This is a genomic window from Lactobacillus gigeriorum DSM 23908 = CRBIP 24.85 (assembly GCF_000296855.1).
Taxonomy (GTDB): Bacteria; Bacillota; Bacilli; order Lactobacillales; family Lactobacillaceae; genus Lactobacillus; species Lactobacillus gigeriorum.
On sequence record NZ_CAKC01000059.1, the window covers coordinates 53,366 to 78,240 of the forward strand.

The following is a 24,875-nucleotide window of genomic DNA, read 5'->3' on the forward strand; positions in this document are numbered from 1 at the left end:
CATCACCCTACTTTTCTAATAATGCTTGAGCTTCTGGATCTGATGGAGTAACACCCATTTCTTTTGCTTTCTTCAAAACATCTTCAATTGGTCCTACACCACGGAAAGAATCTTCTGGAAGGTCATCTAGGTGACCATCAAGAATTAACTTGAAGCCTTTAATAGTTTCCTTAATTGGAACATATGATCCAGGAACACCAGTAAATTGTTCAGCAACAAAGAAGTTTTGTGATAAGAAGAACTGAACTTTACGTGCTCTAGCAACAATTAGCTTTTCTTCATCAGATAATTCATCCATACCCAAAACGGAAATAATATCTTGCAATTCATGGTATCTTTGCAAGACGTGTTGTACTCTTACAGCAGTATCATAGTGATCTTGACCTACGACTTCTGGATCAAGAGCACTTGATGAAGATTCCAATGGATCAACTGCTGGATAAATACCTTGTTCTACTAAACTTCTTTCAAGATTAGTAGTAGCATCCAAGTGGGCGAAAGTAGTTGCTGGCGCTGGGTCAGTATAGTCATCAGCAGGAACATAAACGGCTTGAATTGAAGTAATAGAACCCTTCTTTGTTGAAGTAATTCTTTCTTGCAATTGTCCCATTTCTGTAGCCAAAGTTGGTTGATAACCAACGGCACTTGGCATACGTCCTAACAAGGCTGAAACTTCTGAACCAGCCTGAGTAAATCTGAAGATATTATCGATGAAAAGCAAAACATCTTGACCTTCGACATCTCTGAAGTACTCAGCAATTGTCAAACCAGTTAAAGCAACTCTCATTCTGGCACCAGGTGGCTCATTCATCTGACCAAATACCATGGCAGTCTTGCTTAAAACCCCAGAAGCCTTCATTTCAAAGTACAAATCATTACCTTCACGAGTTCTTTCACCGACACCAGTAAATACTGAGATACCACCATGTTCTTGAGCAATATTGTGGATCAATTCTTGAATGATAGTAGTTTTACCTACTCCGGCACCACCAAACAAACCAACTTTACCACCACGAACATATGGTTCCAATAAATCGATAACCTTGATACCAGTTTCAAGAATTTCTCTACTAGTGGTCAACTCATCGTACTTTGGAGCTGGTTTATGAATTCCTTCACGTGGATGATCTGCTGGAAATTCTGGACCATTGTCAATTGGTTGGCCCAAAACATTAAACACTCTTCCCAAAGTATCTTCACCTACAGGAACAGAAATTGGGCTTCCAGTGTTTTCCACTTTCATTCCACGTCTAAGTCCATTGGTAGATTCCATTGAGATAGTTCTTAAAACACCATCACCAAGCTCTAGTGTTACTTCAAGAGTAATAGTTTCATCATCTGAAACAACAACTTTTAAAGCATTGTTGATATCAGGAAGTTCTTGATCCAGTGGGAATTTTACGTCAACAACTGGACCAATAACTTGAACAATTTCACCTTCGCTCAAAACATCTACCTCCTTTTTCTTTTACTCTAAGGCATTTGCACCACTGATAATTTCAGTAATTTCAGTAGTGATCTGTGCCTGTCTTGCACGGTTTAATTTTGTAGTTAGATTTGAAACTAAGTCCTTTGCATTATCAGTAGCAGCTTGCATAGCTGTCATTGAACTTGCATGTTCCGCTGTTTTAGCATCCAAAATAGCTCCATAAATGGTTGAACGAGCATATTGAGGTAACAACGTTGTCAAAACAGTGTTGATATCAGGCTCAATTTCGTATTCTAATCTTTTATGTGCTTCAGCTTCTTTTACACCAATATCCAAATCTTCAATTGGTAGCATTTTTTCAACACGAAAAGCTGATGATAAAGAATTAACATGGTGAGTATAACAAACATAAAGTTCATCAAATACACCATTCATGTACATCTTGATAGCTGTCGATACAATTGGGAGGGCTTCATCAAAGGTGGGTACATCTGAGATATTATCATTTTCATAAACAACGTTTAAGTTGTTCTTCTTGAAAAATTGTGCACCAACTGAGCCCACAGCTAGGATTTTGACATCTTTATTTTCAGCCTTCGAATCTTCAAATAAGCTCATCATATTTTTGATGACAGAACTATTATATGAACCAACTAAACCACGATTACCGGTAATAACGATATATCCGGTTGACTTAATACTCTTTCTTTGTTGAATCAAGTCTGCAGTAATTCCTAAACCGAAAACTTTCGTATAGTCTAAACTTTCAATATTGCTTTCATCAATTACAATATTACGTTCACGCAAGTGTTCAACAACTTGAGAACTAACTAATCTAGAAAGAGTTTGGCGGATATGATCATTATAAATACTGTATCCTTTATCATGTTTTTCAGTTTGGTTCAATTTAGATGCAGAAACCATTCTCATAGCTTCCGTTATCTTACCAGTCTGCTTAACTGAAGCAATTTTCTTTTTCAACTCAAGTAAAGATGCAGGCATATACTACCTCCTAATTCTTACTTGGTGAAAAACTATCGTTGAATTCTTTCAAAGCATTGTTTAACTTGTCTTCATCTGGAAGTTGACCAGTTTCACTAATATGTTGTAACAAGTCTGCATGACTACTATCAAAGTTGTCATACAATTTACTTTCATATCTTGCAATATCTTCGACTGGAATAGCATCCAAGAAGCCGTGAGTTAATGCATAAAGAATCAAAACTTGTTTTTCAACTGGAATTGGATCGTGTAAAGGTTGTTTCAATACTTCAACAGTTCTACGACCACGATTCAACTTAGCTTGAGTAGCTTGATCCAAATCACTACCGAATTGTGCAAAACTTTCAAGTTCGCGATATGCAGCCAAATCAGTACGTAAAGTACCTGCTACCTTCTTCATTGCTTTAATTTGAGCACTACCACCAACACGAGAAACTGAGTTACCAGCATCGATAGCAGGACGTGTACCAGCAAAGAATAAATCACTACGTAAGAAAATCTGACCATCAGTAATAGAAATTACGTTAGTTGGAATGTAAGCAGAGATATCTCCAGCTTCAGTTTGAATAAATGGCAATGCAGTCATTGAACCACCGCCAAGTTTATCGCTTAACTTTGCACTTCTTTCCAATAATCTTGAGTGAAGATAGAAAACATCACCAGGATATGCTTCACGACCAGGCGGACGACGAAGTAATAAGGAAAGTTCACGGTAAGCAACGGCTTGCTTCGATAGATCATCGAAAACAATTAAAACATCCTTGCCATTGTACATGAATTCTTCACCCATAGCTGTGCCAGCATATGGAGCGATATAAAGCATTGGTGCAGGTTCTGAAGGTCCAGCTTCAACTACAATTGTGTAATCCATTGCGCCAAAACGCTTTAAAGTTTCTACTTGTGTTCTAACGGTTGACTCTTTTTGACCAATTGAAACATAAATACAGATAACGTCTTTGCCCTTTTGGTTCAAAATAGTATCGATCGCTAAACTAGTCTTACCAGTTTTACGGTCACCAATAACCAATTCACGCTGACCACGACCAATTGGAACTAAGGCATCAATTGCCTTGATACCAGTTTGTAGTGGTTGGTTAACTGATTGACGATCCATAACACCTGGAGCTTTAGATTCAATAGGACGAGTTTTGTCTGTCTTAATGTCACCTAAACCATCAACAGGTTGTCCCAATGGGTTAACAACTCTACCGATCATTTGTTCACCAACTGGAACTTCCATAATTCGTCCAGTTCTTTGAACACGATCTCCTTCACGAATATTATCAAATTCACCTAGAATAATGATACCAACATCATTAGCTTCCAAGTTTTGAGCAATACCGTATGAACCGTTGTCAAATTTAAGCAACTCATTAGACAGAACATTATCTAGTCCATGAGCACGGGCGATACCATCACCAACGTAAGTTATGACACCAACTTCATTGATATCAAGTTGATCATCATAATGTTCAAGCTGCTGCTTAATCAAAGAGCTTATTTCTTCCGCTTTAATGCTCAATGGTTTCACCTCTTTTATTGTTCATCTATTAATTGAGTGCGGATCTTTTGTAAACGATTCTTAACCGAACCATCAATCACAAGATCCTTAACATTTAGAATTACGCCACCTAGAATACTAGGATCAACATGATTCTCTAGACGAACAGCGTTCAGCTGATATTTCTTGGCAAAACTATTACCTAATCGCTGAAGTTGTTCTTCGTCCAATGGTACTGCAGTAATTGCGGTACCATTGGCAATTAATTTTGCGTCATTATAGAAACTAACAAAACGATCGATAATTTCTACCAAATTACCCATCCGATCATAAGACAATAACAAACGTAGAAAGTCTTGACTTTCCTGTGAGAAATCACTGATTACATTTTCAAGTAAAGTCTGCTTATCATCAGCTTTGAGAATCGGATTGCTGAGGAAACGAACAAATGTTGGATTTTCAACAATTGCATGTTTCAACTCAAGCATTTCGTCATAAACAGTATCTAAAACATCTTTTTCATTCGCAAAATCATACAATGCACGACCGTATCTAGTAGCTATTTCTTCTCTACTTAAAGCCATTAATCATTCAGCCCCTTAATAAATTGGTCAACCAAATCTTTTTGATCTTCAGCAGATAAATTCTTAGCAATTACCTTTTCGGCGATCGCTACTGAAATATCGGCAACTTGTTGACGAGCATCTTCAAGCGCCTTAGCTTTAGCTTGCTTGGCATCTTCTTCAGCTTTTTGACGAATAGATGCAGCTTCACTATTAGCACCAGCTACAATTTCAGTACTAGTCTTTTGTGCATTGTCTTTCGCATCAGAGAGAATCTTCGTTGCTTCTTGTCTTGAGTTCTTTAAAGCCGCTTCACGTTCATTTGCCAACGTTTCAGCTCTCTTACGCTCACTAGCAGCAGAATCTAAATCATTAATTACTTTTTGCCGCCGTTTTTCCATCATTTCGGAGACAGGTCCCCAAGCATACCGCTTTATTAAAAGCAATAAGAAGGCGAAGGTAATAAGATACCAAATCGTATTACCTAAGTATAAATCTGAGGCGGCAAATAATACATTTAAAGTCATTTACTGCCCTTCTCTCTTTTTTCCTAAATTTTTTTATTTTAAGAATAGGATCAGGAAGGCAACAACAACTGCCAAAATTGGGACAGCTTCGATCAAACCAACACCGATAAACATAGTAGCTCTTAAGTTACCAGCACTTTCTGGTTGACGAGCCATACCTTCAAGAGTCTTTGAAATAACCTTGCCGTTACCGAAGGATGCAGCTAAAGCTGCTAAACTAGCTGCAATCGCTGCAGCAAGATATTTTAAACCTTGTGACATAAATAAACCTCCAAAAATTATTCTTTTGTAACCTTTTTACCAATATAAACCATGGAAAGTGTTACAAATACATATGCCTGGATAGAGCCAATGAAGACAGAGAAACCTTGCCATATCATGGCCAATGGAGCTGTTAGAACCATCGTTGATATTCCCAAACTTGGAGCAAGGCGATTACCAATCAAGGTCAACAAAACTTCACCAGCGTAGATATTACCGTACAAACGTAGGGAAAGAGTTAAAAAGTTAGTAAACTCTTCGATTATATTTACTGGAAGTAAAAACCAAACCGGAGCAAGGTAGTTCTTCAAATAGCCACCTGTACCAAACTTTTGAATTCCAAACGTAAACGACAGAAGCAAGGTCATCATTGCAAACGACATTGTTGTCACTGGATCCGCCGTTGGCGATTTAATAATCATAAAATCATCTACTTTGACTTCTAGGAACAAACCCAACTGGTTCATAAACCAGATAAATAAGAATAAGACGAATGCATAAAGCGACAAATGCTTTTGCGCATCTACATCTTCAACATTGTCTCTCACAATGCCATCCGTAAAATCAAGTAGATACTCAAGAACATTTTGCTTTTTATTAGGTCTCATCTCAACTTTTCTAGAAAGCCAAATGCAAATGAATAAAACCACTAATGCCATCAGAGTTGAGCCAATTATTCCTACTAAATCAAACTTTAGGCCCAGAAACTCAAAAACAAATGGTTTCTCCATTTCTTCGTGACCTCCCTTCTCGTGTTGAATAACTCGACACGCTTATCATCTTAACACCAAAAACAGTCTTTGTGAAAAAATGAAAGCGATTTTTGTTAATTTTTTTACAAAAAACACTAGTTATTTTGTTCCGAAAAGCCGGTCACCTGCATCACCTAAGCCTGGGAAAATGTATCCATTATCCATTAACTTGTCATCTAGTGATGCAGCATAGATATCAACATCTGGATTTTCTTCTTGTATAGCTTTTACGCCTTCAGGAGCAGCAACTAAAACTGCAAGCTTAATGTCGGTTACTCCTCGTTTCTTAAGAGCTTCAATTGCCATATTTGCAGAACCACCAGTTGCGAGCATTGGATCGACGATTAAGCATTCTCTTTCAGCCACATCTTTAGGCATCTTGCAGAAGTATTCATGTGGCTTAAGAGTTTCCTCGTCACGATACATTCCGATAACACCTACTTTAGCTGAAGGAATCATTTCTAGTACGCCGTTAACCATTCCCATACCAGCACGTAAAATTGGAACAATGGTTAACTTTTTACCAGCAATTTCCTTTTGCACAGTTTTACCGATTGGTGTTTCAATTTCAACATCTTTCAAAGGTAAATCTCTGGTAATTTCATAGGTCATTAAACCACCAATTTCACCGACAATACGTCTGAATTCATTAGAACCCGTTTCCTTGCGACGAATAATTGTCAATTTGTGTTGGATCAATGGATGATTTAAAACTACAAATTTTCCCATAATTGTTACTGCCTCCTATTTCAATAAAAAGTAACATCACATAGTATTTTAGCAAAAAAACAAGGGGTTTAAACCCCTTGTGTCAATTTAATTATTATTTCTATAGTGATGGCCTGCAGCTGCTTTTGATAAGCGATTCATATAAGCTAGACTAGTTTCGCCTTCATCAAATCCTTGAACAAAAATTTGCTCGATTTCAGGCATTTCATCAAAATAACGCAATCCACCAAAAAGATTGTGGTCTGCTGCCGTTAAATCTTGTCCTAAACTAAACTTATTTTCAGTTGGAATTGATAATTGCTCCAAAACTGTTTCAAGCGCCATTACCCCTGTTTTTTCGCTATAATTGATTTTTTTAAAATCTTCTGGATTATCAACGATAACTACTGGAGCACTTGGAGCATAATGACGATACTTCATCCCTGGAGCTTTCGGAATATCTTTATCAGAAACTTTACCAGTATTAATTAGTACTTTTTCTCCTAAAACTGAACTTAGCTGCTCTGGAGTTATTTCACCTGGTCGCAATACAATTGGTTGTTCAACTGACAAATCAATAATTGTAGATTCCAGACCTACCCTTGTAGCACCACCGTCAATAATACCAGCGATTTTGCCTTTTAAGTCATGATAAACGTGCATTGCTGTCGTAGGACTAGGCTTAGTAGAGGTATTAGCTGACGGTCCAACAATTGGATAACCCAATCTACCAATCAAATCATGGGTTAACTGATCATCTGGACATCTGAAAGCTACAGTTGGAAGCCCACCTGTAACCGCATCAGGCAATGCACCTGGTTTAACATAAAGCAAAATTGTCAGTGGACCTGGCCAAAATGCTTTGATTAACTTTTTAGCTCTATCTGGAACTTCTTTAGCGTACTTAGCCATCATCTGTTCATTTGCAACAGTAACAATTAACGGATTATCACTGGGTCTACCCTTAGCAGCATAGACATTTTTAACAGACTGTTCCTTAGTAGCAATTGCACCCAGTCCATAAACAGTTTCTGTTGGAAAGGCTACCAATTCGCCTTTCGCTAATAATTCAACAGCATCATCTAAATTTTCCTTTTTGAAAATTTTCGTTTCCATTTACTATTTTTGCCACCTTCCATGAACCATTCGTGGCTTACCACTCATATCGTCACGAAATTCTATTTCAAAATCAGGTAATTCTTGAGCAAATAAGTTCGCGAGCTCTTCTTTTTGACTAAAGCCAAATTCCAAGAAGAATTCACCTTTACTATTCAAATGTGTTCTAACCTGCTTGGTAAACTTGCGATAAAAATCTAATCCGTTAGTACCGCCAAATAACGCCTCATGAGGTTCATTGGCCAGAACATTTTTATCCATCACTGATTTTTCTGATTCTTTAATATATGGTGGATTCGATATGATCTTGTCAAATTTGGTCAAACCAATTAGAACATTTGCTTTACGAACCATTGCGTCAATTTCATAGTTTAAAAGATTCTCTTCAGCAATTCGTAAAGCATTATCAGTAATATCTGAAATTGTAAAATTAACGTCTTGAATCTTACGTTTTTCTGCTTCTTTAGCTAAAGCAACTGTAATGCATCCAGATCCAGTACCTAGATCAAGTACCCGATCTCCCGGTTTAAGCGTTTCTAATGCCCAATTAACCAGCTCTTCAGTTTCAAAGCGAGGTATTAGCACCCCTTTTTTAACTAAAATTTTGTAACCTAAAAACCAAGCATAACCCAAAATATATTGTGGTGAATAACCCTTAAATAACTTTTTTAAGTCTTTGTTTGCTTGCTTTTCTTGATCAGGAGTTAAAACAAGATCTTGCTTTAACTGATATTCGCTAGGCGAAAATCCTAGGCGTTCTGCTAACACATAATCAATGTCTTCTTCACGAACTTCTTTGCTATTAGCAAGTGCCCATGATCGAAGTTCTCCCAATTTTTTAGGCATTTTGATCAGCCAACTCCTCTAATTGTTTTGTTTGATTGTACAAAATCAAAGCGTCAATAATTTCGTTTAATTCACCGTTCATAATACGGTCTAGTTTATTTAAAGTTAAACCAATTCGGTGATCAGTTACTCTGTTTTGAGGATAATTGTAAGTTCTAATTCGTTCTGAACGATCCCCAGTACCAACAGCATTTTTTCTCTTGGCATCATATTGATCACGGTTTTGACTTTCATAGTAATCATAAACACGTGACTTAAGAATTTGCATTGCTTTTTCACGGTTTTGCTGTTGACTACGTTGATCTTGCATTGCAACAACGATTCCAGTTGGTAAGTGCGTCATTCTAACGGCACTAGAAGTCTTGTTAATGTGCTGACCACCGGCACCTGATGAACGATAAACGTCTACTCTAATGTCTTTTGGATCAAGATCAATATCAACTTGTTCATATTCAGGCATAACTGCAACTGTTGCAGTTGAAGTGTGTACTCTACCTTGAGATTCAGTTACAGGAATTCTTTGAACTCTGTGAGCACCATTTTCATACTTTAACTTCGAGTATACTTTATCACCAGTAATCATTACCGCAACTCGTTTATAACCACCAACCTCGGTCATTTCTGAGTCAACCAAAGAGATTTGCCATCCTTGTTGTTCAGCATATTTTTCATACATACGCAATAAGTCACCAGCAAATAATGATGCTTCATCACCACCTGCAGCACCTCTAATTTCCATGATGATATCTTTATCATCATTAGGATCTTTAGGCAACATTAGAATTTTGATACGTTCTTCTAATTCAGCAACTTCTGTTTCAAGGTCGTTATTCTCTTCCTTAGCCATTTCTACTAATTCTGGATCTGATTCATTAGAAATGATTTCCTTGTTATCAGAAATTTCTTGCAAGTCTGATTTATATTGGCGGTACTTTTCAACTACCTCACGCAAATCTGCTTCTTCTTTTGAAATTTCCATATAACGATTAGTATCGTTAATAACCTCGGGATCGGCCATCATTTCTTGTAATTCTTCATAATGAGCAACCAATCCTTCAAGTCTTGCCATCACTTTATCCATGTGTTTTTCTCCTTTAACGCTCTACTCCAGGATTAAAATAGTGGAAACGACAAACCGGATAATAACTTTCATCGCCACCAATTTGTACCTGTTCTCCTTCATATACCGGCATACCATAATTAACCCGCAAATTCATAGTAGCCTTATGTCCACAATAATGACAAATAGTCTTCATTTCTTCAATTTTATCAGCAAAAATCAAAAGATTCTCGCTTCCCTCAAATAATCGATTTTGAAAGTCGTTTTTTAAACCAAAAGTCATTACTGGTATTTTAAGTTCATCCACGATTTTAGCGCACTCTAAGACATGATGCCGTTTTAAGAACTGCGCTTCGTCTATCAAAACGCAAGCCAATTTACCGTCTCCACGTGCGACATCCATTTTACTTTTTTCTTTGACATAGTCAAAAATATTCATTTCTTCGGTAATCGGAACAGCTGTTCGCTGAATTCCAATTCTTGAAGCAACTGTTCCAACTCCACTTCGATCATCAACACCGCTTGTCATTAGAGCAATCTTTCGTCCCTGAGCTTCATAGTTATGAGCCACTTTGAGAATTTCGATTGTTTTTCCACTGCTCATCGCACCATAACGAAAAAATAGTTGCGCCATCACGAATTCCCCTTTTCTAATTTGATCCGTTTTATAGTATAGATGAAAAATCAAATTTATGCATTCAAAGAGTAGTAAAAAGCTATTTTTAAACTTGCTGATATGCTATAGTAAGTTTTAGTTTTAAAGTGAGGGATTAATCATGAGTTTAAAATCTGGTTTAGCAAAATTAGCAGGAAAATCATCCTATTGGTTTTTACATAACGTTTTAAAAGGCGGTACTAGTTTTCCTGGTAAATTAGCAATGAATATTGATCCGCAAGTATTAAACACGCTTGCCAAAGGATATGAAACCATTATTGTCACAGGAACCAACGGGAAGACAATGACTACCGCATTAATTGTTAACGCCTTAAAAGAAAAATATGGCGATATCTTGACCAATCCTTCTGGCTCTAATATGCAGCAAGGAATTGTTACCGCTTTTCTAGCTCATAAGAAAAAAAGAGTTAAAAGAAAGATTGCAGTTCTTGAAGTCGACGAAGCTAATGTTAGGATGGTCACTGAATTACTTCACCCTAAAACATTTGTACTCACTAATATTTTTCGTGATCAAATGGACAGATATGGTGAAATTTATACTACTTACGAAAAAATTATCGACGGTATTAAATTAGCACCTGAAGCTAAAATTATTGCTAATGGCGACGCTAGCATTTTTTCTTCTGTAGAATTGCCAAATCCCAAAGTTTGTTTTGGTTTCAGTTTGCCAAATGACAAACCAGAGAACGATTTTAAGGCTTCAGTCAATACTGATGGCGTTTTATGTCCTAACTGTAATCAAATTTTACATTACCACAGCTTGATTTACGCTAATTTAGGTAACTTTTTCTGTCCTTCATGTGGTTACCAACATCCGAAATTAAGTTATACTGTTGATCAAATTATCAAGCAAACTCCAAACAGCTCGACTTTTCGCATGGGTAAGCAAGAATATGCTATTAACATTGGTGGCACTTATAATATTTACAATGCTTTAGCTGCTTTTGCTGTTGCGCGCGAATATGGCCTAACTGAAGATGAAGTTGCTGATGCTTTTGCAAAGAACAAACGTATTTTTGGTCGTCAGGAATTAATAACTTATGCAGATAAAGAACTTAACCTTATCTTGGTCAAGAATCCTGTTGGCTTGGATGAAGTTTTACACATGCTCAATACTGAGTCCGAAGATTATTCAATGGTAACTTTGCTAAATGCTAACCACGCTGATGGTATTGATACTTCATGGATTTGGGATGCAGATTATGAAGGCCTCGACAAGACTAAAATCAAAAAAGTTTTAGTGGGAGGCCAGCGTTGGCATGACATGGGTTTCAGACTGGAGATTGCAGGCTTTGATCCAGGTGAAATGCTAATTAATCCAGATGATGATAGTTTGATCGAAGAAATCAAAACTTTGCCAACAAAGAAAGTCTATATTTTATCGACGTATACTGCGATGCTTGCATTACGTAAAAAGATGGCTGAAAAGAAAATCATTAAAGGCGGTATGTAAAAAAGATGGCTATAAAAGGCCATCTTTTTTGATTATTCATTAAAAAACCTTGATACAAAAATACCAACGCTAAAAACGTTGGTTAACATGAATACTGTATTTATATTTTGCCATACTTGCTAAATACCTAAGATTAGCCCACCTGCATATAGAATTTAAAATTTACTACAAAAAATCTAAACGCCACCAAATACACTTCAATAATTTGAAAATATGAAGTACTATCCCTTAATTACATTCAATTTGATATAATTCAAAAAATCAGATAAGGATGCAATAAGCTAATAAAAAGCCTTATTTAACCATTTTAAGGTGTTAACGAGTCTTATATATACCAATTATCAAAAATTAACAACAATTAACCAATTTCAAAAAGTGGACACCTAAAACATGCTTTTTAAAGAGTTTGAAACAATTCCAAAAAACAAAAATGCCGTAATATCGGGGCTTTTAGCTTCCCAAAATTACGGCAAAACGTATTTATTGGGATATTGGGGCTCGAACCCAAACATCCAGGAACCAGAATCCTGTGCCTTACCAATTTGGCTATATCCCAGTAATAATCACCCGTACGAGAATTGAACTCGCAATTCCACCTTGAGAGGGTGGCGTCTTAACCATTTGACCAACGGGCAAATTCAACATAGATAATTGTGCCAGTATTTATTGGTCTTGTCAAGCACTTTCAATTATAATGAAACTCAAAGGAATGATTAGAAATGATTGATTATCACCAAACTCAACATTTAATTGAATCGATGGTTTCAGAACGTATAGTTCCTGGGGTTAACTATGCTTTTATTGATGGTGAGCAAATTTTTACATCAACTGTTGGTTTTGCCAGTATCTATCCTACTGTTACCCAATTAAGTCCATTCGCTATGTATGACTTAGCAAGTTTGACAAAAGTTTTAGCAACAGAAAATATCTTACTTAAACTCTATGACCAAGGCAAAATAAATTTTAGTGAACCACTATCGGCTTTTATTCCAGAATTTAAAGATAATAGAGTTCGTCTATCCCACCTTCTAACCCATACTAGCGGTATTAAAGGATGGATTCCACATCGTGATGCACTTAATCACGATGAACTAATTAAAGCAATTATAAATCTTCCTGTAACCGACGAATTCAATCAAATAATGCGTTATGCTGATACTAACTTTATCCTATTAGGATTAGTCATCAAGAGTTTATACCACGAACCGGTACAAACCGTAGCAGTTAACGAAGTGATTAAACTTATGGGCTTAAAACATACGTCCTTCTATCCCAGAGTAGACTCGTGTGTTCCAACTGCAATCGTCAATAATACTGTTTTACAAGGAATACCCCATGATCCCAAAGCACGTCAGTTAAGAAGCGATTGCGGTTCTGCTGGTCTTTTTTCCTCGATGGAAGATTTGATCAAATTTGCACAAGGATATCTCGGTCTTCGCAATAATTTACCGTTTAGTCAAGAAACCACTAGCTTATTATTCGACAATAAGGTTGCCAAAAATATTAAACCTAGGTCATGGGGATGGGATATAAGATTTGATCCTGAATACCAATATCCGATTATTCTTCATACTGGATTTACAGGAACTTTGATAATTTTAGATCGCCACCGCCAAACAGGTTTAATTTTGCTCACTAACCGAATCCATCCTACTGGCCACAACACAATTTTCCTTGCAATGCGTGAAAAAATCATTCAAACTTTTATCGAAGAAAATAGTTTTGAGACAAGAATTAAGTAAAAAAGACGGCTGGTGTTCAGTCGTCTTTTTCTTACATTTCATTCATCCACGTATATTATAATCTATCTTACATCCGATTTTCCATTAATTTTTTTGCCCATGAGGGAAATAAACTAACAAGCAGATCCATAGTTGCTTGAAGGAACATCCCACCTGCCATCCAATACATTGCTACCATCATTTGACCAGTAAATGTATAGTAAACCGTAAAACCGTAAACCACTACCCATAATAGCTTCAAAAACAAATTGTCTATCATCATAATAAATTACCTCTTTTATTTTTAATTGCTTTAAAGCTATTATATCGCTTTTTCTTGGCTATGTAAGCGATTTCTATATGTTATTTATTGACACGTTGTCAAGATCGTGATGGTTGCTATTCTATTAGCTATACTTTTTTCAAAAATATCAAAATATTTTTTATCATCTTTATTTTCCAACTTTTTTGTGAATGTTGTAATTAAACAGTTTGATGTAACAAAAGATGATTATAATTAACAATCCAACTGTTAGAGCAAAAGCTAGTTGACTTCCCTTCGCGGTAGCTAATCGATAATTGCTTGCATTTACTTGGTTAATACTAATAATCGCAGCTAAGATCGCTGTTCCAAGTGATCCAGCTAATTGTTGAGCTGTCTGTCCCACTGCTGTAGCGTCTGACTTGAGTTGATCATTCTGTCTTTTTAACATTTCAGTCATCGTATTACTGAACGCCATTTTATGGCCAAAGGTAAGAAAAGCATAAAAGACGATGATCATCCAAACCGTTAACTTGAGACCTAACAAGGTAAAACAAAGCGTTCCTAATAACATCATACTAGCGCCACAGAATAAGGGAAGCTTTCCACCAAAGCGATCATACATTCTGCCAAAACAAGGATTCATTAATGCAGAAATTATACTTCCAGGTAATAACAATAAGCCACTTACCAATGAACTTTGCTGGTTCACAATTTGAATATAGTTGGGTAAAACAAAACTTGTCCCGATATTGATGAATTGCAACAAAAAATATGCTACTAAACCCAAGGTAAAAGGATGATTTGCAAACACTTCTAAATTTATTAGGGGTATCGCTACCTTGCTTTCATGTCTAACAAAAGCAATAAAGCAAAAGACCGAAACAACAAAATATAGCCATGATTCCCAATGAGCGAACCCTTGACTTAATTGATTAACTGCTAATGTTAAAGAAATAAAAGCCAAGGCAAGTATCATAAAACCGATCAAATCAAATTTAACTTTTTCTGTATCATGATAATTCTCTAAAACTAACAAACCAGCAATTAAAACTACTATTGCAAAAATTAGTGCAATAATAAAAATATATCGCCAATTAAGATAATAACTAACCAGCCCACCAAAAGTAGGTCCTAAAGTTGGTGCTAGTGCAATCACTAAACCAGCTATCCCCATATAACTCCCCCATTTTTCTTGAGGCATGATCTCAACAATTAAGTTAAACATTAATGGTGTTGAAATACCCGCACCTGTTGCAGATAAGATTCTTCCTAATAACACCCACCCAAAACTAGGACCAACCGCACTAATTAAAGACCCAAGAGAAAAGCCAAGTACTGCTGTAATAAATAATTTTCTAGTTACGACTCTACGATTTAAAAAAGATGACGTAACCATAACAATAGCAATCGTTAATAAATATCCTGTTGTCGCCCATTGAACGGTATTTAAGCCAATTTCAATTTGCTTCATCATTGCTGGATATATCACATTTAAACTCGTTTCAGTTAATATCCCCAAAAATGACATCAATGCGACAGAAATTATTGCGATCGTAGTTTTATATTTTATTTTTTTCATGCAAAACCTCTATCAAAACATTGTAAATAAAAAAGTAGAAACGACAAAAAATCGTTTCTACTCTTTCTTTAGTTATGCCTAATGCAAACTATATTAAATGTATAAGCGTTAGTCTTATACTGAGTGTATCTATCTTATAAACGCTTAGCTAAGTCATCGTGCAAATCTTCGTAACCTGGCTTGTTCAATAAACCAAACATGTTACGCTTGTAAGCTTCAACACCTGGTTGGTTGAATGGATTAATACCGTTTAAGTAACCTGAAATAGCAATTGCTAATTCGAAGAAGTAAATCATGTAACCCAAAGTGTGTTCGCTTTGATCTGGAATGTTAACAGTCATTACAGGAACGCCACCATCAGTGTGAGCTAAAACAACACCTTCGTAAGCACGGTCATTTACGTAGTTCAAGCTCTTACCTGCCAAGAAGTTCAATTGATCCAAATTCTTTTCATCATCTGGAATAGTAACGTCATGACGAGGATCTTCTACACAAATAACAGTTTCAAATAAGTTACGTAATCCTTCTTGAATGTATTGACCTAATGAGTGCAAATCGGTAGTAAAGTTTGCACTTGAAGGATAAATACCTTTTTGATCCTTACCTTCTGATTCACCCATTAATTGCTTGCACCATTCACTAAACATTCTAAGACTTGGTTCGTAGTTTTCAACAATTTCAGTTGTGTAACCCTTACGGTATAAAATGTTTCTCAAAGCAGCATATTGGAATGGTGATTCCTTAGTCAAATCAGTATCTTGGTAATCTGCACGAGCATCAGCTGCACCCTTCATCAAGGCATCAATATCTGCACCTGAAGCAGCAATTGGCAATAAACCAACAGCTGAAAGAACACTATAACGGCCACCAACATCATCAGGAACAACAAATTCTTCGTAACCTTCAGCATCTGCTTCAGTCTTCAAAGCACCCTTTTGGCGATCAGTAGTTGCGTAAATTCTCTTAGCAGCTTCTTCCTTACCATACTTCTTGATCAACTTATCCTTGAAAATTCGGAAAGCAACTGATGGTTCAGTAGTAGTACCTGACTTAGAAATTACGTTAATACTGAAGTCACGGTCGCCTAACCATTCGATCAAGTCGTATAAATATGAACCAGAAAGCGAATTACCACAGAATACTACGATTGGCATATCTGATTTAGCCTTACCGTAGAAGTTGCTGTTCAAGAATTCGATAGCTGCTTGTGCACCAAGGTATGAACCACCAATTCCGATACAAATCAAAACTTCTGAGTCACTTTGGATTTTCTTAGCAGCTGCCTTGATACGAGCAAATTCTTCCTTGTCGTATTCAACTGGCAAATTCAACCAACCACGGAAATCACTACCAGCGCCAGTGCCATCTTGTAATTCAGCATTAGCAGCATTTACCATAGCTTGCATTTCACTTAATTCGTTTTCGTGAACAAATGTACCTAATTTACTACTATCAAACTTAATTAAACTCATATATCTGCTTCCTAACTAGATAAAATTATTCTTTTCACAAGTCATATTTTAGCAATGTTATTCCAGAAATACCAGAACTTCCCTAGCAAATATTTTTAATTCTTGAAAAAGTTTTATAAATCACATATCCCAAAATCAAACCACAGGTATTGAAGAACACGTCATCAATATCAGTTACGCCCGTATCCAACACAAACTGTAGACTTTCAATAATTAACGACAGTCCTATACCAAAAACTAGCGTTCTGATGAAATTCATTTTTTTTGAAAACACAATTGGAGTCAATATTCCAATAGGAACAAAGCACAGTACATTGCCAAAAGAATTGTACAAGAAATCAATTCGACTTTGACCATAAATCAATTTCCAAGTTTCTTTCATAAATACCAGATTGATTTGATTCAACGGACGATTTAAATCTAAACTTATTTGCCAAGGAAAATATGATTTTCTAAAAGTAGTAAACATAAACAATAAAATCAAGTAAAAGGCCCAGATCCATACTCCTGCTTCAGATCTGATCGTTCTACGATGTCTAATACAAAGTAGCCAAATCAGGCGTCCAATCGCGAATATCAAAAAATAAAAAATAGTTTTATCAAGCGCTACTAAAGCCAATTTGATCAATGCAAAGTGATTAATCGTCGTTGCATAGTTTCTTACAAGATAAAAATATATTGGCTCCAAGAAAAGCATATTCTACCTCTTCCAATTAATATCATAAACACTATTATACCTATTCTATAGACTAAAAATATTAAGAAAACGGAAACTCTTCACTTTTAATTGTCTAAAAACCAAATAACCATTAAAATTGTGGTATTAAGGAGAAAAACTGTGAAAAAAGAAAAAGTTTACAATTTTATTCAAACTAGAACTGGCTTTTTAACTTTGCTAGTTATACTATTCTGGGTTAAATATATCTTCGTGGCTTATTTTGACTTTAATTTGGGCTTGAGTGATCCTTATCAACATATCATCATGTGGACAAGCCCTTTAGGCGTTAGTGTGTTCTTGCTTAGCCTTGGCTACTATTTTCCTAAGCCAATTGTTTCATATGTTGTCATGTTGGTACTAGACTTAGCTAATACGATCCTGCTCTTTAGCAATGTCCTTTATTATCGCCAATTCTCGGATTTTTTAACCGTAAAGACAATGACAAATGCAGGTAAAGTGGCTCCCGGACTTGGTAAAAGTGCAGTTGCCCTCTTACATCCCTCAGATATTTTCATCTGGCTCGATCTCATCATAATAGTTATCTTGTTGATTTTGAAAAAAATTAAAATCGATCACAAGTCTTATGGGGTTTCAAGCTCCTTTGCTATTACCTCTCTAGGAGCATTTTTGATTGGCTTAAACTTATTTTTAGCAGAGTCATCACGCCCTCGCCTTTTAAGAAACACTTTTGATCGCTCATATGTCGTTAAATATCTAGGGCTTGATACTTTTACCGTTTATGATGGCATTAAAAGTGCTCAAACAGTTGAAGTCAGCAAAAATGCCAATTCTATTGATTTATCAAATATTATTACCGATATTTCACAAAATTATGCCCAGCCTAATCCGAAATATTTTGCTGGTGAAAAAAATAAAAACGTTATTGTTATCCACTTAGAAAGTTTCCAGCAGTTTTTGATCAATTTAAAAGTTAATGGTAAAGAAGTAACTCCCTTCTTGAATTCGATATACAAAAATAAGCATACTATCAGCTTCGCTAACTTTTATCACCAAGTTGGTCTTGGTCGTACTAGTGATGCCGAAAATATGCTGGAAACTGGTACTTATGGCATCTCGGACGGTTCGCTTTTTACGTCCCTAGGTACAGAAAATACTTTCCAAGCAGCTCCACAAATTCTCCGTCAAGCTGGATATAGTTCTGCCGTTTTCCATGGCAATGTCGGTACTTTCTGGAATAGAAATGATGTATATAAAAATATGGGCTATAATTACTTCTTTGATCAAAATTATTTTTCTAATGAGCAAGACGACAAGATCGGTTATGGCCTAAAGGACAAACTTTTATTTGCTGAAAGTATCAAATATTTAGAACAAATTCAACAGCCTTTTTACGTAAAATATATCACGGTCACCAACCATATCCCATTTGATATGGACCCAGAAGACTTAGATCCATCTTTCAAGACTACTTCTACTCGGGACACTACGATTAATAATTATTTCCAGACTGCACATTATCTCGATCAAGCGATAAAAGAATTCTTTACTTATCTAAAAAAATCTGGTCTGGCTAAAAACACTATGGTCGTTATCTATGGTGACCATTACGGTTTGAGCAATTCCGAATATCAAGCACTAGCTCCAGTTATTGGGCAAAGTGCTGACACTTGGAATAACTACGATACTGTTCAAATGCAACGCGTTCCGTTTATGATATACTCGCCAAACCTCAAAGGAAAAATCAGTTATGAAGTCGGTGGAGAAATTGACGTCTTACCAACCTTGCTTCACCTATTGGGAATAAATACTAAAGATTATTTGCAATTTGGCCAAGATCTATTATCAAAACAAAACCAAAAATGGATTGTTTTCCGTAACGGAACAATCGTTAGTCAAAAATATATTATTCTTGGCAATAAAGGAATTAAAGGTACAGTTTATAACAGAATAAATGGTCGCCAAATAGTCAATTTCACTCAAGAAGAAATACGAGAAATTACTGAATTAAGTAAAAAAGCTCGTGCCTCTTTAAAGGACTCTGATTTGTTAAACAGCCATAATCTGTTACGTTTCTATACTCCTGTTGGCTTTACTCCAGTGGATCCAGCTCAATTTGATTATTTAACAAATTATCAGCAAATGGTAACTGTTCGCAAGAAATTAGGAAAAGGATCAACCTCTGTGTATAGTCACCATCACGGTTCAACAACTAAACTTTATCGAACTGATGCACCTGAATTGATCGGCAGAGAAAACGAAATTACTGATATACCAGAAAATGTCTTAGCAAATCAATTAACTAATAAGAATTCAAAAAAGAACAAATAATAAAAAATGAGTTAACTACCGCATTAAACCGTAGTTAACTCATTTTATTTTACAAATTGTTCATAGCCTTGATCATACAAGATTACCGTGAAAGTCGAACCTTCATCTGGTTTAGAGTCAACTTTTACTTTACCACCATGTTGCTCAATCAATGAGGCAACAATCGCTAGCCCTAATCCAGACTCCCCAAATCCTAACTTAGCACGTGAAGGATCGGCCTTAAAAAAACGTTCAAAAATATATTTTGTCTGTTCTTCACTCATTCCAATACCATTATCAATTACGCGGAATTCAGCGCCATGATCAATGCGATTAGCGACAATAGTAATAGTGCCATTATTAGTAAACTGAATCGCATTTTGAACCAAATTAACCATAATCTGCTTGAAACGATCAACGTCCGCATAAACTTCAATTTTTTCCGGAACGTCTAAAACTAATTTATCATTTACTTTCTCTGCATTAGACATCATTTGTGTTTTAACATCATGTAAAATCACACTCGCATCAAAAACTGTTTTTGTCAGAGCAATTTGATTGCTACGAATCTTTTCGTAATCCAGATTTTCATTGACTAAACGGATCAACCGTTTAGTCTCACGGCGCATTAAGTCGATTGATTTAGGTTTTGATTCCTCTGGAATAGCATCATACTGTAATCCTTCTAGAATTCCATTTATAGTTGTCAATGGTGTTCTCATTTCATGTGCAGCATCAGCCATGAATTGATCTCGACGTTTTTCTTGTGCTTTTATTTCTTCACTTGACTTTTTCAGTTCACGAACCATCCGGTTAAAATTGCTGGCAAGCTGATCGATTTCATCATGATCTTTATGCTTGATCTGGACGTCAAAGTCCCCCGTAGCAACTTTTTCGGTTGCTCGTGAGAGTCGCTTAATTTTTGTAGTTGAATAGTAGGCTAGAACTAAACTTAATACAATTCCCACTAACAAACTAATTAATAAAGCATTCAATAAGTTGCGTTTAGCCATCATAATTGGTTTTTCAACATTTCTAACCGTTGAACCAATCCAAACAATTCCAATCAATTTTTGATTATTAAACCACGGAATTAACACACCAGTATAGGCATCTTTAGTTTGACCAATATAGAATGATTGTACATTATTATTTTTAATCCGGATCTCGCGACCCTTTTTTAAAAGTTTAAATACTGATGAATTTAATTTCATCCCTAAAGATTTTGGATAAATTTGTTCATTCTGTGCATTAAAAATTTGAAGATGGACTTGTTCACCCTTTAAAACATATTGCAATTGATCCAAAAATTGCACGCTTAATGTATCTTCACCACTATTTTCTTGAGCTACAGCCAAACTTCCAAGCGACTGAGCATAGCCTTCCATGCGGTGGAAATTTTGCTCATAAGCCTGATTTTTAGCATAGTCTAGCTCCGCATATCCAATAATCGAAATTGTAGTTAAAATTATTAACAAAAAACTTAATAAATGTTGGTAGATTAACTTCATAAGCTGCCTTATTTGTTTATCTGTGAATCATCAAACTTGTAACCAACGCCCCAAACCGTTTGAATAACCTGTGGTCCAACTTTTTCTAGTTTTTGACGCAACTTCTTAATATGGGCATCAACAGTACGTTCTTCACCATAATATTCATAACCCCAGATTAGCTCTAAAAGTTGCTCTCTAGAAAATACTTGTTTTGGTTTTTGTGCCATTGTATATAACAAATCAAATTCCTTTGGGGTCAACGTTGTAACTGCATGGTCATCGAATAAGACCTCTCTTCTTACCTTGGAGATCTTTAAATGATCAGTTTTAATATCAAAATCATCACTGATCTGTGTCTGTTCTTCTTTAAACTGGGTTTCTTCCATCATTACTCGGCGATGAAGTGCCTTGATTCTAGCAATCAAAGCAATCGGACTAAATGGTTTGGAAACATAATCATCAGCTCCTACACCCAATCCTAAAACTTGATCGGATTCGCTTCCCCTGGCAGTTAACATAATAATTGGGATAGTTGGCGAGATCTGGCGTATTTCCTTGGCAACTTGAATACCATCTTTTTTAGGTAGGTTTAGATCAAGCGTAATCAAATCATACTTTTTGGCATTGGCTTTGAACATCTCAACTGCTTCAATGCCATCAACAGCAACATCTTGCTCCCAATTTTCTTTTTTGAAAAACATCCCCATCATTTCTGCAACGGAGGTATCATCTTCAATCATTAATATCTTCAAAGTCATTATTTATCCCTAAATCCCTTTGTACGCGTTCTTTTCACTTGATCAGGTTCTACATAATCTGGTGGCAGACTTCCATTCTCTTTCAAAAATCGTTGTAGACTTTTTTCAGTCCAAATGATTGGAAAAATTATAAATAAATAGAAAGTCAACAGCCATATCAAAAAATAGCGATCCCATCCGATCAAGTGAATAATAATTCCAAGAATTGTTTGGATCATTCCAAACAAAATATTGTATAAACTTGCTTTCTTTTGAGCAAATTTAAAACTAGCTTTATTTACTTGAGCCAAATAAGATAAGTAGCCATAAACTCTATTAGGTTGCTTAGCTGGCGATATTAGCCAAATCACCCCAATAGCTACCAAAATCAGACCACAACCGAGATAGATCACTATTTCTCACTTCTTTCATAAAACTAATTATTTCCAGGCGCAGAAATAACTAGTCTCATTTTACCAGTGAATGCAAAATTCTTCATCTGATTAGGAATAATCAAATTCGTTCCTAATTTTAATGGCCATTCATTTTTACCACTCTTTAAGCTACCTTCGCCCTTGATTACTGATACTAATAGGTATGGATGGGCTCCTAATTCTGTTTCCCAACTACCAGCTAAATCTACTTGCCACAAATAAAAATGCGGTGATACAGGTGGTTCTACTAATGTTTTTATTTCTGCATCCTGATCCTTACTATATTTAATATCAATTTTAGGATCTTGATGAGGAACAATAGTAACATCAATAGATTTTTGTGTATGTAATTCTCGTTTTTGGCCCGTCTTAGCATCTACTCGATCATAATCATAGAGACGATAAGTTACGTCACTCGATTGTTGAGTTTCAATTACTAGACTTCCTTTAGTTAAAGCATGAATTGTACCAGCTGGTACATAGAAAAAGTCTCCAGCCTTAATAGGGACTTTACGTAGCAACTCATCCCATTTGCCTTGATCGATCATGCGTTTTAATTCTTCTTTGCTTTTAGCGTGATGACCGTAAATTAAATATGCTCCTGGGTCAGCTTGTAAAACATACCAACTTTCAGTTTTGCCTGAATCATGTTCAACCTTTGCAGCATAATCATCATCTGGATGAACTTGTACAGAAAGATTATCATTCGCATCAAGGAACTTAACTAAAAGTGGAAATTCCTTACTTTTTGGGTTGCCAAATAATTCGCTATGTTGTTGATATAGATCACGTAGTGACATTCCTTTGTACTGACCATCATTAACAGTAGAAGCATCGTCCTTATATCCAGAAATTATCCATGCCTCTCCTACTTTTCCATCAGGAATATCATAATTAAAAATTGTATTTAATTTTCTGCCACCCCAAATTTTAGGTCTAAAATATGGCGTTAAAAAAATTGGTTCCATTTAAAATCACCTCAAGTAAAACTATATACTTAATCGGCACTTAAATGAAACCCTTTTCGCTATTTATTTAAAAATTTTTCTACACCTTCAGCTAATCGATTCATTCCATCTTTAACCAACTTCATTGGACAAGCCAAATTTACTCTAATGAAATCTTCTCCATTGCCACGATATACCTCTCCAGCTGAAACTATCAAACCAGTCTCTTGATGTAAAAACTCAATAAAAGTGCGCGAATCAGTTTTTAACTTGCTAATATCGATCCACATCAAATATGTAGCTGTTTCAGATATCACCTTCAACTTTGGTAATTTATCTTGAATAAATGAAGTCGCATAATCAAAATTAAGGTTTAATTGCTTAATTAGCTCATCGTGCCAAAGCTTCCCCTTAGTGTATGCAGCAATAGATGCAGGGATTGCTAATAAATTAGGTTCAGCTACTTCATCACTATTGAGTCCACGATTAACAGTTTGTCGCAAATGCTCATTAGGAACAATTACAGTTGCAGCATGTAAAGCCGCAACATTAAAAGTTTTGCTTGGCGACACTAGTGAAATAACCTGTTGCTTATGTTCAAGTGAAAATGCTGGAGTATAGTCCTCTCCTTTTCGCACAAGATCACCATGAATTTCATCAGATACGAGGACAACATGATTTTTTTCGCAGAGACTACTTAATTTTTCAAGTTCAGTTTTTGTCCAAACTTTTCCAATCGGATTATGCGGATTACACAAAATCATTGCAGTTGTAGGCGGTAAGGCTAACTTTTTCTCTAAGTCCTCCCAATCAATTGAATATTCTTGGCCGTCATAAAGCAAATTACTTGAAAGAACATGACGACCACTATTTTCAATCGAATGATAAAACATATTGTATACCGGTGCTTGCACTAAAACATTGTCAGCTATATGAGTAACTCTTTTTAAAATTGACGAAAGAGCGGGAATGACACCAGTCGCAAAAATCATCCATTCCATCTTTGGACGACTACCATGAACTTGTTGATACCATTGAGCAACAGCATCAAAATATTCTGAAGTTGGGTGTTCATAGCCAAAAGCTTGCAAAGCTACTTTTTCTTGCATAGCTTGAATTATTTCTGGACAAACTTTAAAGTCCATATCTGCTATCCACATTGGTAGATCATCAGTTTTGACATTCCATTTGATTGAATTAGTATTGCGACGATCTACCGCAGTAACAAAATCATATTTCATATTTTTTCTCCTTTGGAGTCTGATTTAAATCTAAATAATTATCCCATCTACTTCTACATTAATCCTACTACAATACCCAAATAATAGTTTTGGACTTAAAGAAAAT

Annotated in this window: 24 protein-coding genes and 2 tRNA genes; 3 read left to right on the forward strand and 23 right to left on the reverse strand. The window is 35.9% G+C overall.

The window, feature by feature from the left end:
* Positions 1–7: 7 nt before the first annotated feature.
* The 12 genes from atpD to BN52_RS05740 form a co-directional block, all read right to left on the reverse strand.
* Positions 8–1,447, reverse strand: coding sequence for a F0F1 ATP synthase subunit beta (gene atpD, locus BN52_RS05685; protein ID WP_008473396.1), 1,440 nt, complete (start codon positions 1,445–1,447; stop codon positions 8–10).
* Between the two features lie 21 nt (positions 1,448–1,468).
* Positions 1,469–2,431, reverse strand: coding sequence for a F0F1 ATP synthase subunit gamma (locus BN52_RS05690; protein WP_008473397.1), 963 nt, complete (start codon positions 2,429–2,431; stop codon positions 1,469–1,471).
* Between the two features lie 10 nt (positions 2,432–2,441).
* Positions 2,442–3,953 carry a F0F1 ATP synthase subunit alpha gene (gene atpA / locus BN52_RS05695; RefSeq protein ID WP_040473431.1) on the reverse strand — a complete coding sequence of 504 codons (1,512 nt, stop codon included), beginning with the start codon at positions 3,951–3,953 and terminating at the stop codon, positions 2,442–2,444.
* Positions 3,954–3,967: 14 nt separating this feature from the next.
* The gene (locus BN52_RS05700; RefSeq protein ID WP_008473399.1) at positions 3,968–4,516 is read right to left on the reverse strand and encodes a F0F1 ATP synthase subunit delta; all 549 of its coding nucleotides are present in this window, start codon (positions 4,514–4,516) and stop codon (positions 3,968–3,970) included.
* A complete protein-coding gene (gene atpF, locus BN52_RS05705; RefSeq protein ID WP_008473400.1) occupies positions 4,516–5,022 on the reverse strand; it encodes a F0F1 ATP synthase subunit B in 507 nt (168 codons plus the stop codon). Before atpF ends, BN52_RS05700 begins: the two co-directional genes overlap by 1 nt.
* 33 nt (positions 5,023–5,055) lie before the next feature.
* On the reverse strand, positions 5,056–5,283 hold the full coding sequence (atpE, locus tag BN52_RS05710) for a F0F1 ATP synthase subunit C (RefSeq protein WP_008473402.1): 228 nt from the start codon (positions 5,281–5,283) through the stop codon (positions 5,056–5,058).
* Positions 5,284–5,300: 17 nt separating this feature from the next.
* Entirely contained in the window at positions 5,301–6,014 is a 714-nt protein-coding gene (gene atpB, locus BN52_RS05715) for a F0F1 ATP synthase subunit A (RefSeq protein ID WP_008473403.1), read from the reverse strand.
* 120 nt (positions 6,015–6,134) lie between these two features.
* Entirely contained in the window at positions 6,135–6,764 is a 630-nt protein-coding gene (gene upp / locus BN52_RS05720) for a uracil phosphoribosyltransferase (protein WP_008473404.1), read from the reverse strand.
* Between the two features lie 87 nt (positions 6,765–6,851).
* Complete coding sequence (locus BN52_RS05725; RefSeq protein ID WP_008473405.1) at positions 6,852–7,859, reverse strand: L-threonylcarbamoyladenylate synthase; 1,008 nt, start codon at positions 7,857–7,859, stop codon at positions 6,852–6,854.
* 3 nt (positions 7,860–7,862) lie between these two features.
* On the reverse strand, positions 7,863–8,705 hold the full coding sequence (gene prmC, locus BN52_RS05730) for a peptide chain release factor N(5)-glutamine methyltransferase (protein ID WP_008473406.1): 843 nt from the start codon (positions 8,703–8,705) through the stop codon (positions 7,863–7,865).
* Entirely contained in the window at positions 8,698–9,786 is a 1,089-nt protein-coding gene (gene prfA, locus BN52_RS05735) for a peptide chain release factor 1 (RefSeq protein ID WP_008473407.1), read from the reverse strand. Before prfA ends, prmC begins: the two co-directional genes overlap by 8 nt.
* Before the next feature lie 13 nt (positions 9,787–9,799).
* Complete coding sequence (locus tag BN52_RS05740) at positions 9,800–10,399, reverse strand: thymidine kinase (RefSeq protein ID WP_008473408.1); 600 nt, start codon at positions 10,397–10,399, stop codon at positions 9,800–9,802.
* 142 nt (positions 10,400–10,541) lie between these two features.
* On the opposite strand from BN52_RS05740, the gene BN52_RS05745 reads away from it, so the two are divergent.
* Positions 10,542–11,894: a MurT ligase domain-containing protein gene (locus BN52_RS05745; protein ID WP_008473410.1), complete on the forward strand. Its 1,353-nt coding sequence runs from the start codon at positions 10,542–10,544 to the stop codon at positions 11,892–11,894.
* Positions 11,895–12,377: 483 nt separating this feature from the next.
* Here BN52_RS05745 and BN52_RS05750 read toward each other — a convergent pair.
* Positions 12,378–12,450 (reverse strand) — tRNA-Gln (locus tag BN52_RS05750).
* Positions 12,451–12,457: 7 nt separating this feature from the next.
* Positions 12,458–12,529 (reverse strand) — tRNA-Glu (locus BN52_RS05755).
* 84 nt (positions 12,530–12,613) lie between these two features.
* Between BN52_RS05755 and BN52_RS05760 the strand changes: the two genes are divergently transcribed.
* Positions 12,614–13,636, forward strand: coding sequence for a serine hydrolase domain-containing protein (locus BN52_RS05760; RefSeq protein WP_008473412.1), 1,023 nt, complete (start codon positions 12,614–12,616; stop codon positions 13,634–13,636).
* A 67-nt stretch (positions 13,637–13,703) separates the two neighbouring features.
* Here BN52_RS05760 and BN52_RS05765 read toward each other — a convergent pair whose 3' ends face one another.
* From BN52_RS05765 to BN52_RS05780, 4 genes are all read right to left on the reverse strand, one after another.
* Complete coding sequence (locus BN52_RS05765; RefSeq protein WP_008473413.1) at positions 13,704–13,898, reverse strand: hypothetical protein; 195 nt, start codon at positions 13,896–13,898, stop codon at positions 13,704–13,706.
* A 169-nt stretch (positions 13,899–14,067) separates the two neighbouring features.
* Positions 14,068–15,459 carry a DHA2 family efflux MFS transporter permease subunit gene (locus tag BN52_RS05770; protein WP_008473414.1) on the reverse strand — a complete coding sequence of 464 codons (1,392 nt, stop codon included), beginning with the start codon at positions 15,457–15,459 and terminating at the stop codon, positions 14,068–14,070.
* 134 nt (positions 15,460–15,593) lie between these two features.
* A complete protein-coding gene (locus tag BN52_RS05775) occupies positions 15,594–16,931 on the reverse strand; it encodes a glucose-6-phosphate isomerase (protein WP_008473415.1) in 1,338 nt (445 codons plus the stop codon).
* A gap of 82 nt (positions 16,932–17,013) precedes the next feature.
* On the reverse strand, positions 17,014–17,628 hold the full coding sequence (locus tag BN52_RS05780) for a VanZ family protein (protein ID WP_008473416.1): 615 nt from the start codon (positions 17,626–17,628) through the stop codon (positions 17,014–17,016).
* Between the two features lie 141 nt (positions 17,629–17,769).
* Between BN52_RS05780 and BN52_RS05785 the strand changes: the two genes are divergently transcribed.
* Positions 17,770–19,938 carry an LTA synthase family protein gene (locus tag BN52_RS05785; protein ID WP_008473419.1) on the forward strand — a complete coding sequence of 723 codons (2,169 nt, stop codon included), beginning with the start codon at positions 17,770–17,772 and terminating at the stop codon, positions 19,936–19,938.
* 44 nt (positions 19,939–19,982) lie between these two features.
* On the opposite strand, the gene BN52_RS05790 is transcribed toward BN52_RS05785, so the two are convergent.
* The 5 genes from BN52_RS05790 to BN52_RS05810 are packed head-to-tail and all read right to left on the reverse strand — an operon-like array spanning position 19,983 to position 24,769.
* Positions 19,983–21,428 (reverse strand): sensor histidine kinase, encoded by a 1,446-nt coding sequence (locus tag BN52_RS05790; protein WP_008473421.1) that lies wholly within the window; start codon positions 21,426–21,428, stop codon positions 19,983–19,985.
* An 8-nt stretch (positions 21,429–21,436) separates the two neighbouring features.
* The gene (locus BN52_RS05795) at positions 21,437–22,168 is read right to left on the reverse strand and encodes a response regulator transcription factor (RefSeq protein ID WP_008473422.1); all 732 of its coding nucleotides are present in this window, start codon (positions 22,166–22,168) and stop codon (positions 21,437–21,439) included.
* Positions 22,168–22,560, reverse strand: coding sequence for an SdpI family protein (locus BN52_RS05800; protein WP_008473423.1), 393 nt, complete (start codon positions 22,558–22,560; stop codon positions 22,168–22,170). Before BN52_RS05800 ends, BN52_RS05795 begins: the two co-directional genes overlap by 1 nt.
* A gap of 23 nt (positions 22,561–22,583) precedes the next feature.
* Positions 22,584–23,549, reverse strand: a complete 966-nt coding sequence (gene manA / locus BN52_RS05805) for a mannose-6-phosphate isomerase, class I (RefSeq protein WP_008473424.1) — start codon at positions 23,547–23,549, stop codon at positions 22,584–22,586.
* Between the two features lie 59 nt (positions 23,550–23,608).
* Positions 23,609–24,769, reverse strand: a complete 1,161-nt coding sequence (locus tag BN52_RS05810) for a MalY/PatB family protein (protein WP_008473425.1) — start codon at positions 24,767–24,769, stop codon at positions 23,609–23,611.
* Positions 24,770–24,875: the final 106 nt, after the last annotated feature.

What these genes read in the sequence shown, in the direction of transcription:
- BN52_RS05690 (WP_008473397.1), bottom strand. Translation starts at nt 2,431, where the DNA reads ATGCCTGCATCTTTACTTGAGTTGAAAAAGAAAATTGCTTCAGTTAAG.
- BN52_RS05700 (WP_008473399.1), bottom strand. Translation starts at nt 4,516, where the DNA reads ATGGCTTTAAGTAGAGAAGAAATAGCTACTAGATACGGTCGTGCATTG.
- atpF (WP_008473400.1), bottom strand. Translation starts at nt 5,022, where the DNA reads ATGACTTTAAATGTATTATTTGCCGCCTCAGATTTATACTTAGGTAAT.
- atpE (WP_008473402.1), bottom strand. Translation starts at nt 5,283, where the DNA reads ATGTCACAAGGTTTAAAATATCTTGCTGCAGCGATTGCAGCTAGTTTA.
- atpB (WP_008473403.1), bottom strand. Translation starts at nt 6,014, where the DNA reads ATGGAGAAACCATTTGTTTTTGAGTTTCTGGGCCTAAAGTTTGATTTA.
- upp (WP_008473404.1), bottom strand. Translation starts at nt 6,764, where the DNA reads ATGGGAAAATTTGTAGTTTTAAATCATCCATTGATCCAACACAAATTG.
- BN52_RS05725 (WP_008473405.1), bottom strand. Translation starts at nt 7,859, where the DNA reads ATGGAAACGAAAATTTTCAAAAAGGAAAATTTAGATGATGCTGTTGAA.
- prmC (WP_008473406.1), bottom strand. Translation starts at nt 8,705, where the DNA reads ATGCCTAAAAAATTGGGAGAACTTCGATCATGGGCACTTGCTAATAGC.
- prfA (WP_008473407.1), bottom strand. Translation starts at nt 9,786, where the DNA reads ATGGATAAAGTGATGGCAAGACTTGAAGGATTGGTTGCTCATTATGAA.
- BN52_RS05740 (WP_008473408.1), bottom strand. Translation starts at nt 10,399, where the DNA reads ATGGCGCAACTATTTTTTCGTTATGGTGCGATGAGCAGTGGAAAAACA.
- BN52_RS05745 (WP_008473410.1), top strand. Translation starts at nt 10,542, where the DNA reads ATGAGTTTAAAATCTGGTTTAGCAAAATTAGCAGGAAAATCATCCTAT.
- BN52_RS05760 (WP_008473412.1), top strand. Translation starts at nt 12,614, where the DNA reads ATGATTGATTATCACCAAACTCAACATTTAATTGAATCGATGGTTTCA.
- BN52_RS05765 (WP_008473413.1), bottom strand. Translation starts at nt 13,898, where the DNA reads ATGATGATAGACAATTTGTTTTTGAAGCTATTATGGGTAGTGGTTTAC.
- BN52_RS05770 (WP_008473414.1), bottom strand. Translation starts at nt 15,459, where the DNA reads ATGAAAAAAATAAAATATAAAACTACGATCGCAATAATTTCTGTCGCA.
- BN52_RS05775 (WP_008473415.1), bottom strand. Translation starts at nt 16,931, where the DNA reads ATGAGTTTAATTAAGTTTGATAGTAGTAAATTAGGTACATTTGTTCAC.
- BN52_RS05780 (WP_008473416.1), bottom strand. Translation starts at nt 17,628, where the DNA reads ATGCTTTTCTTGGAGCCAATATATTTTTATCTTGTAAGAAACTATGCA.
- BN52_RS05790 (WP_008473421.1), bottom strand. Translation starts at nt 21,428, where the DNA reads ATGAAGTTAATCTACCAACATTTATTAAGTTTTTTGTTAATAATTTTA.
- BN52_RS05795 (WP_008473422.1), bottom strand. Translation starts at nt 22,168, where the DNA reads ATGACTTTGAAGATATTAATGATTGAAGATGATACCTCCGTTGCAGAA.
- manA (WP_008473424.1), bottom strand. Translation starts at nt 23,549, where the DNA reads ATGGAACCAATTTTTTTAACGCCATATTTTAGACCTAAAATTTGGGGT.
- BN52_RS05810 (WP_008473425.1), bottom strand. Translation starts at nt 24,769, where the DNA reads ATGAAATATGATTTTGTTACTGCGGTAGATCGTCGCAATACTAATTCA.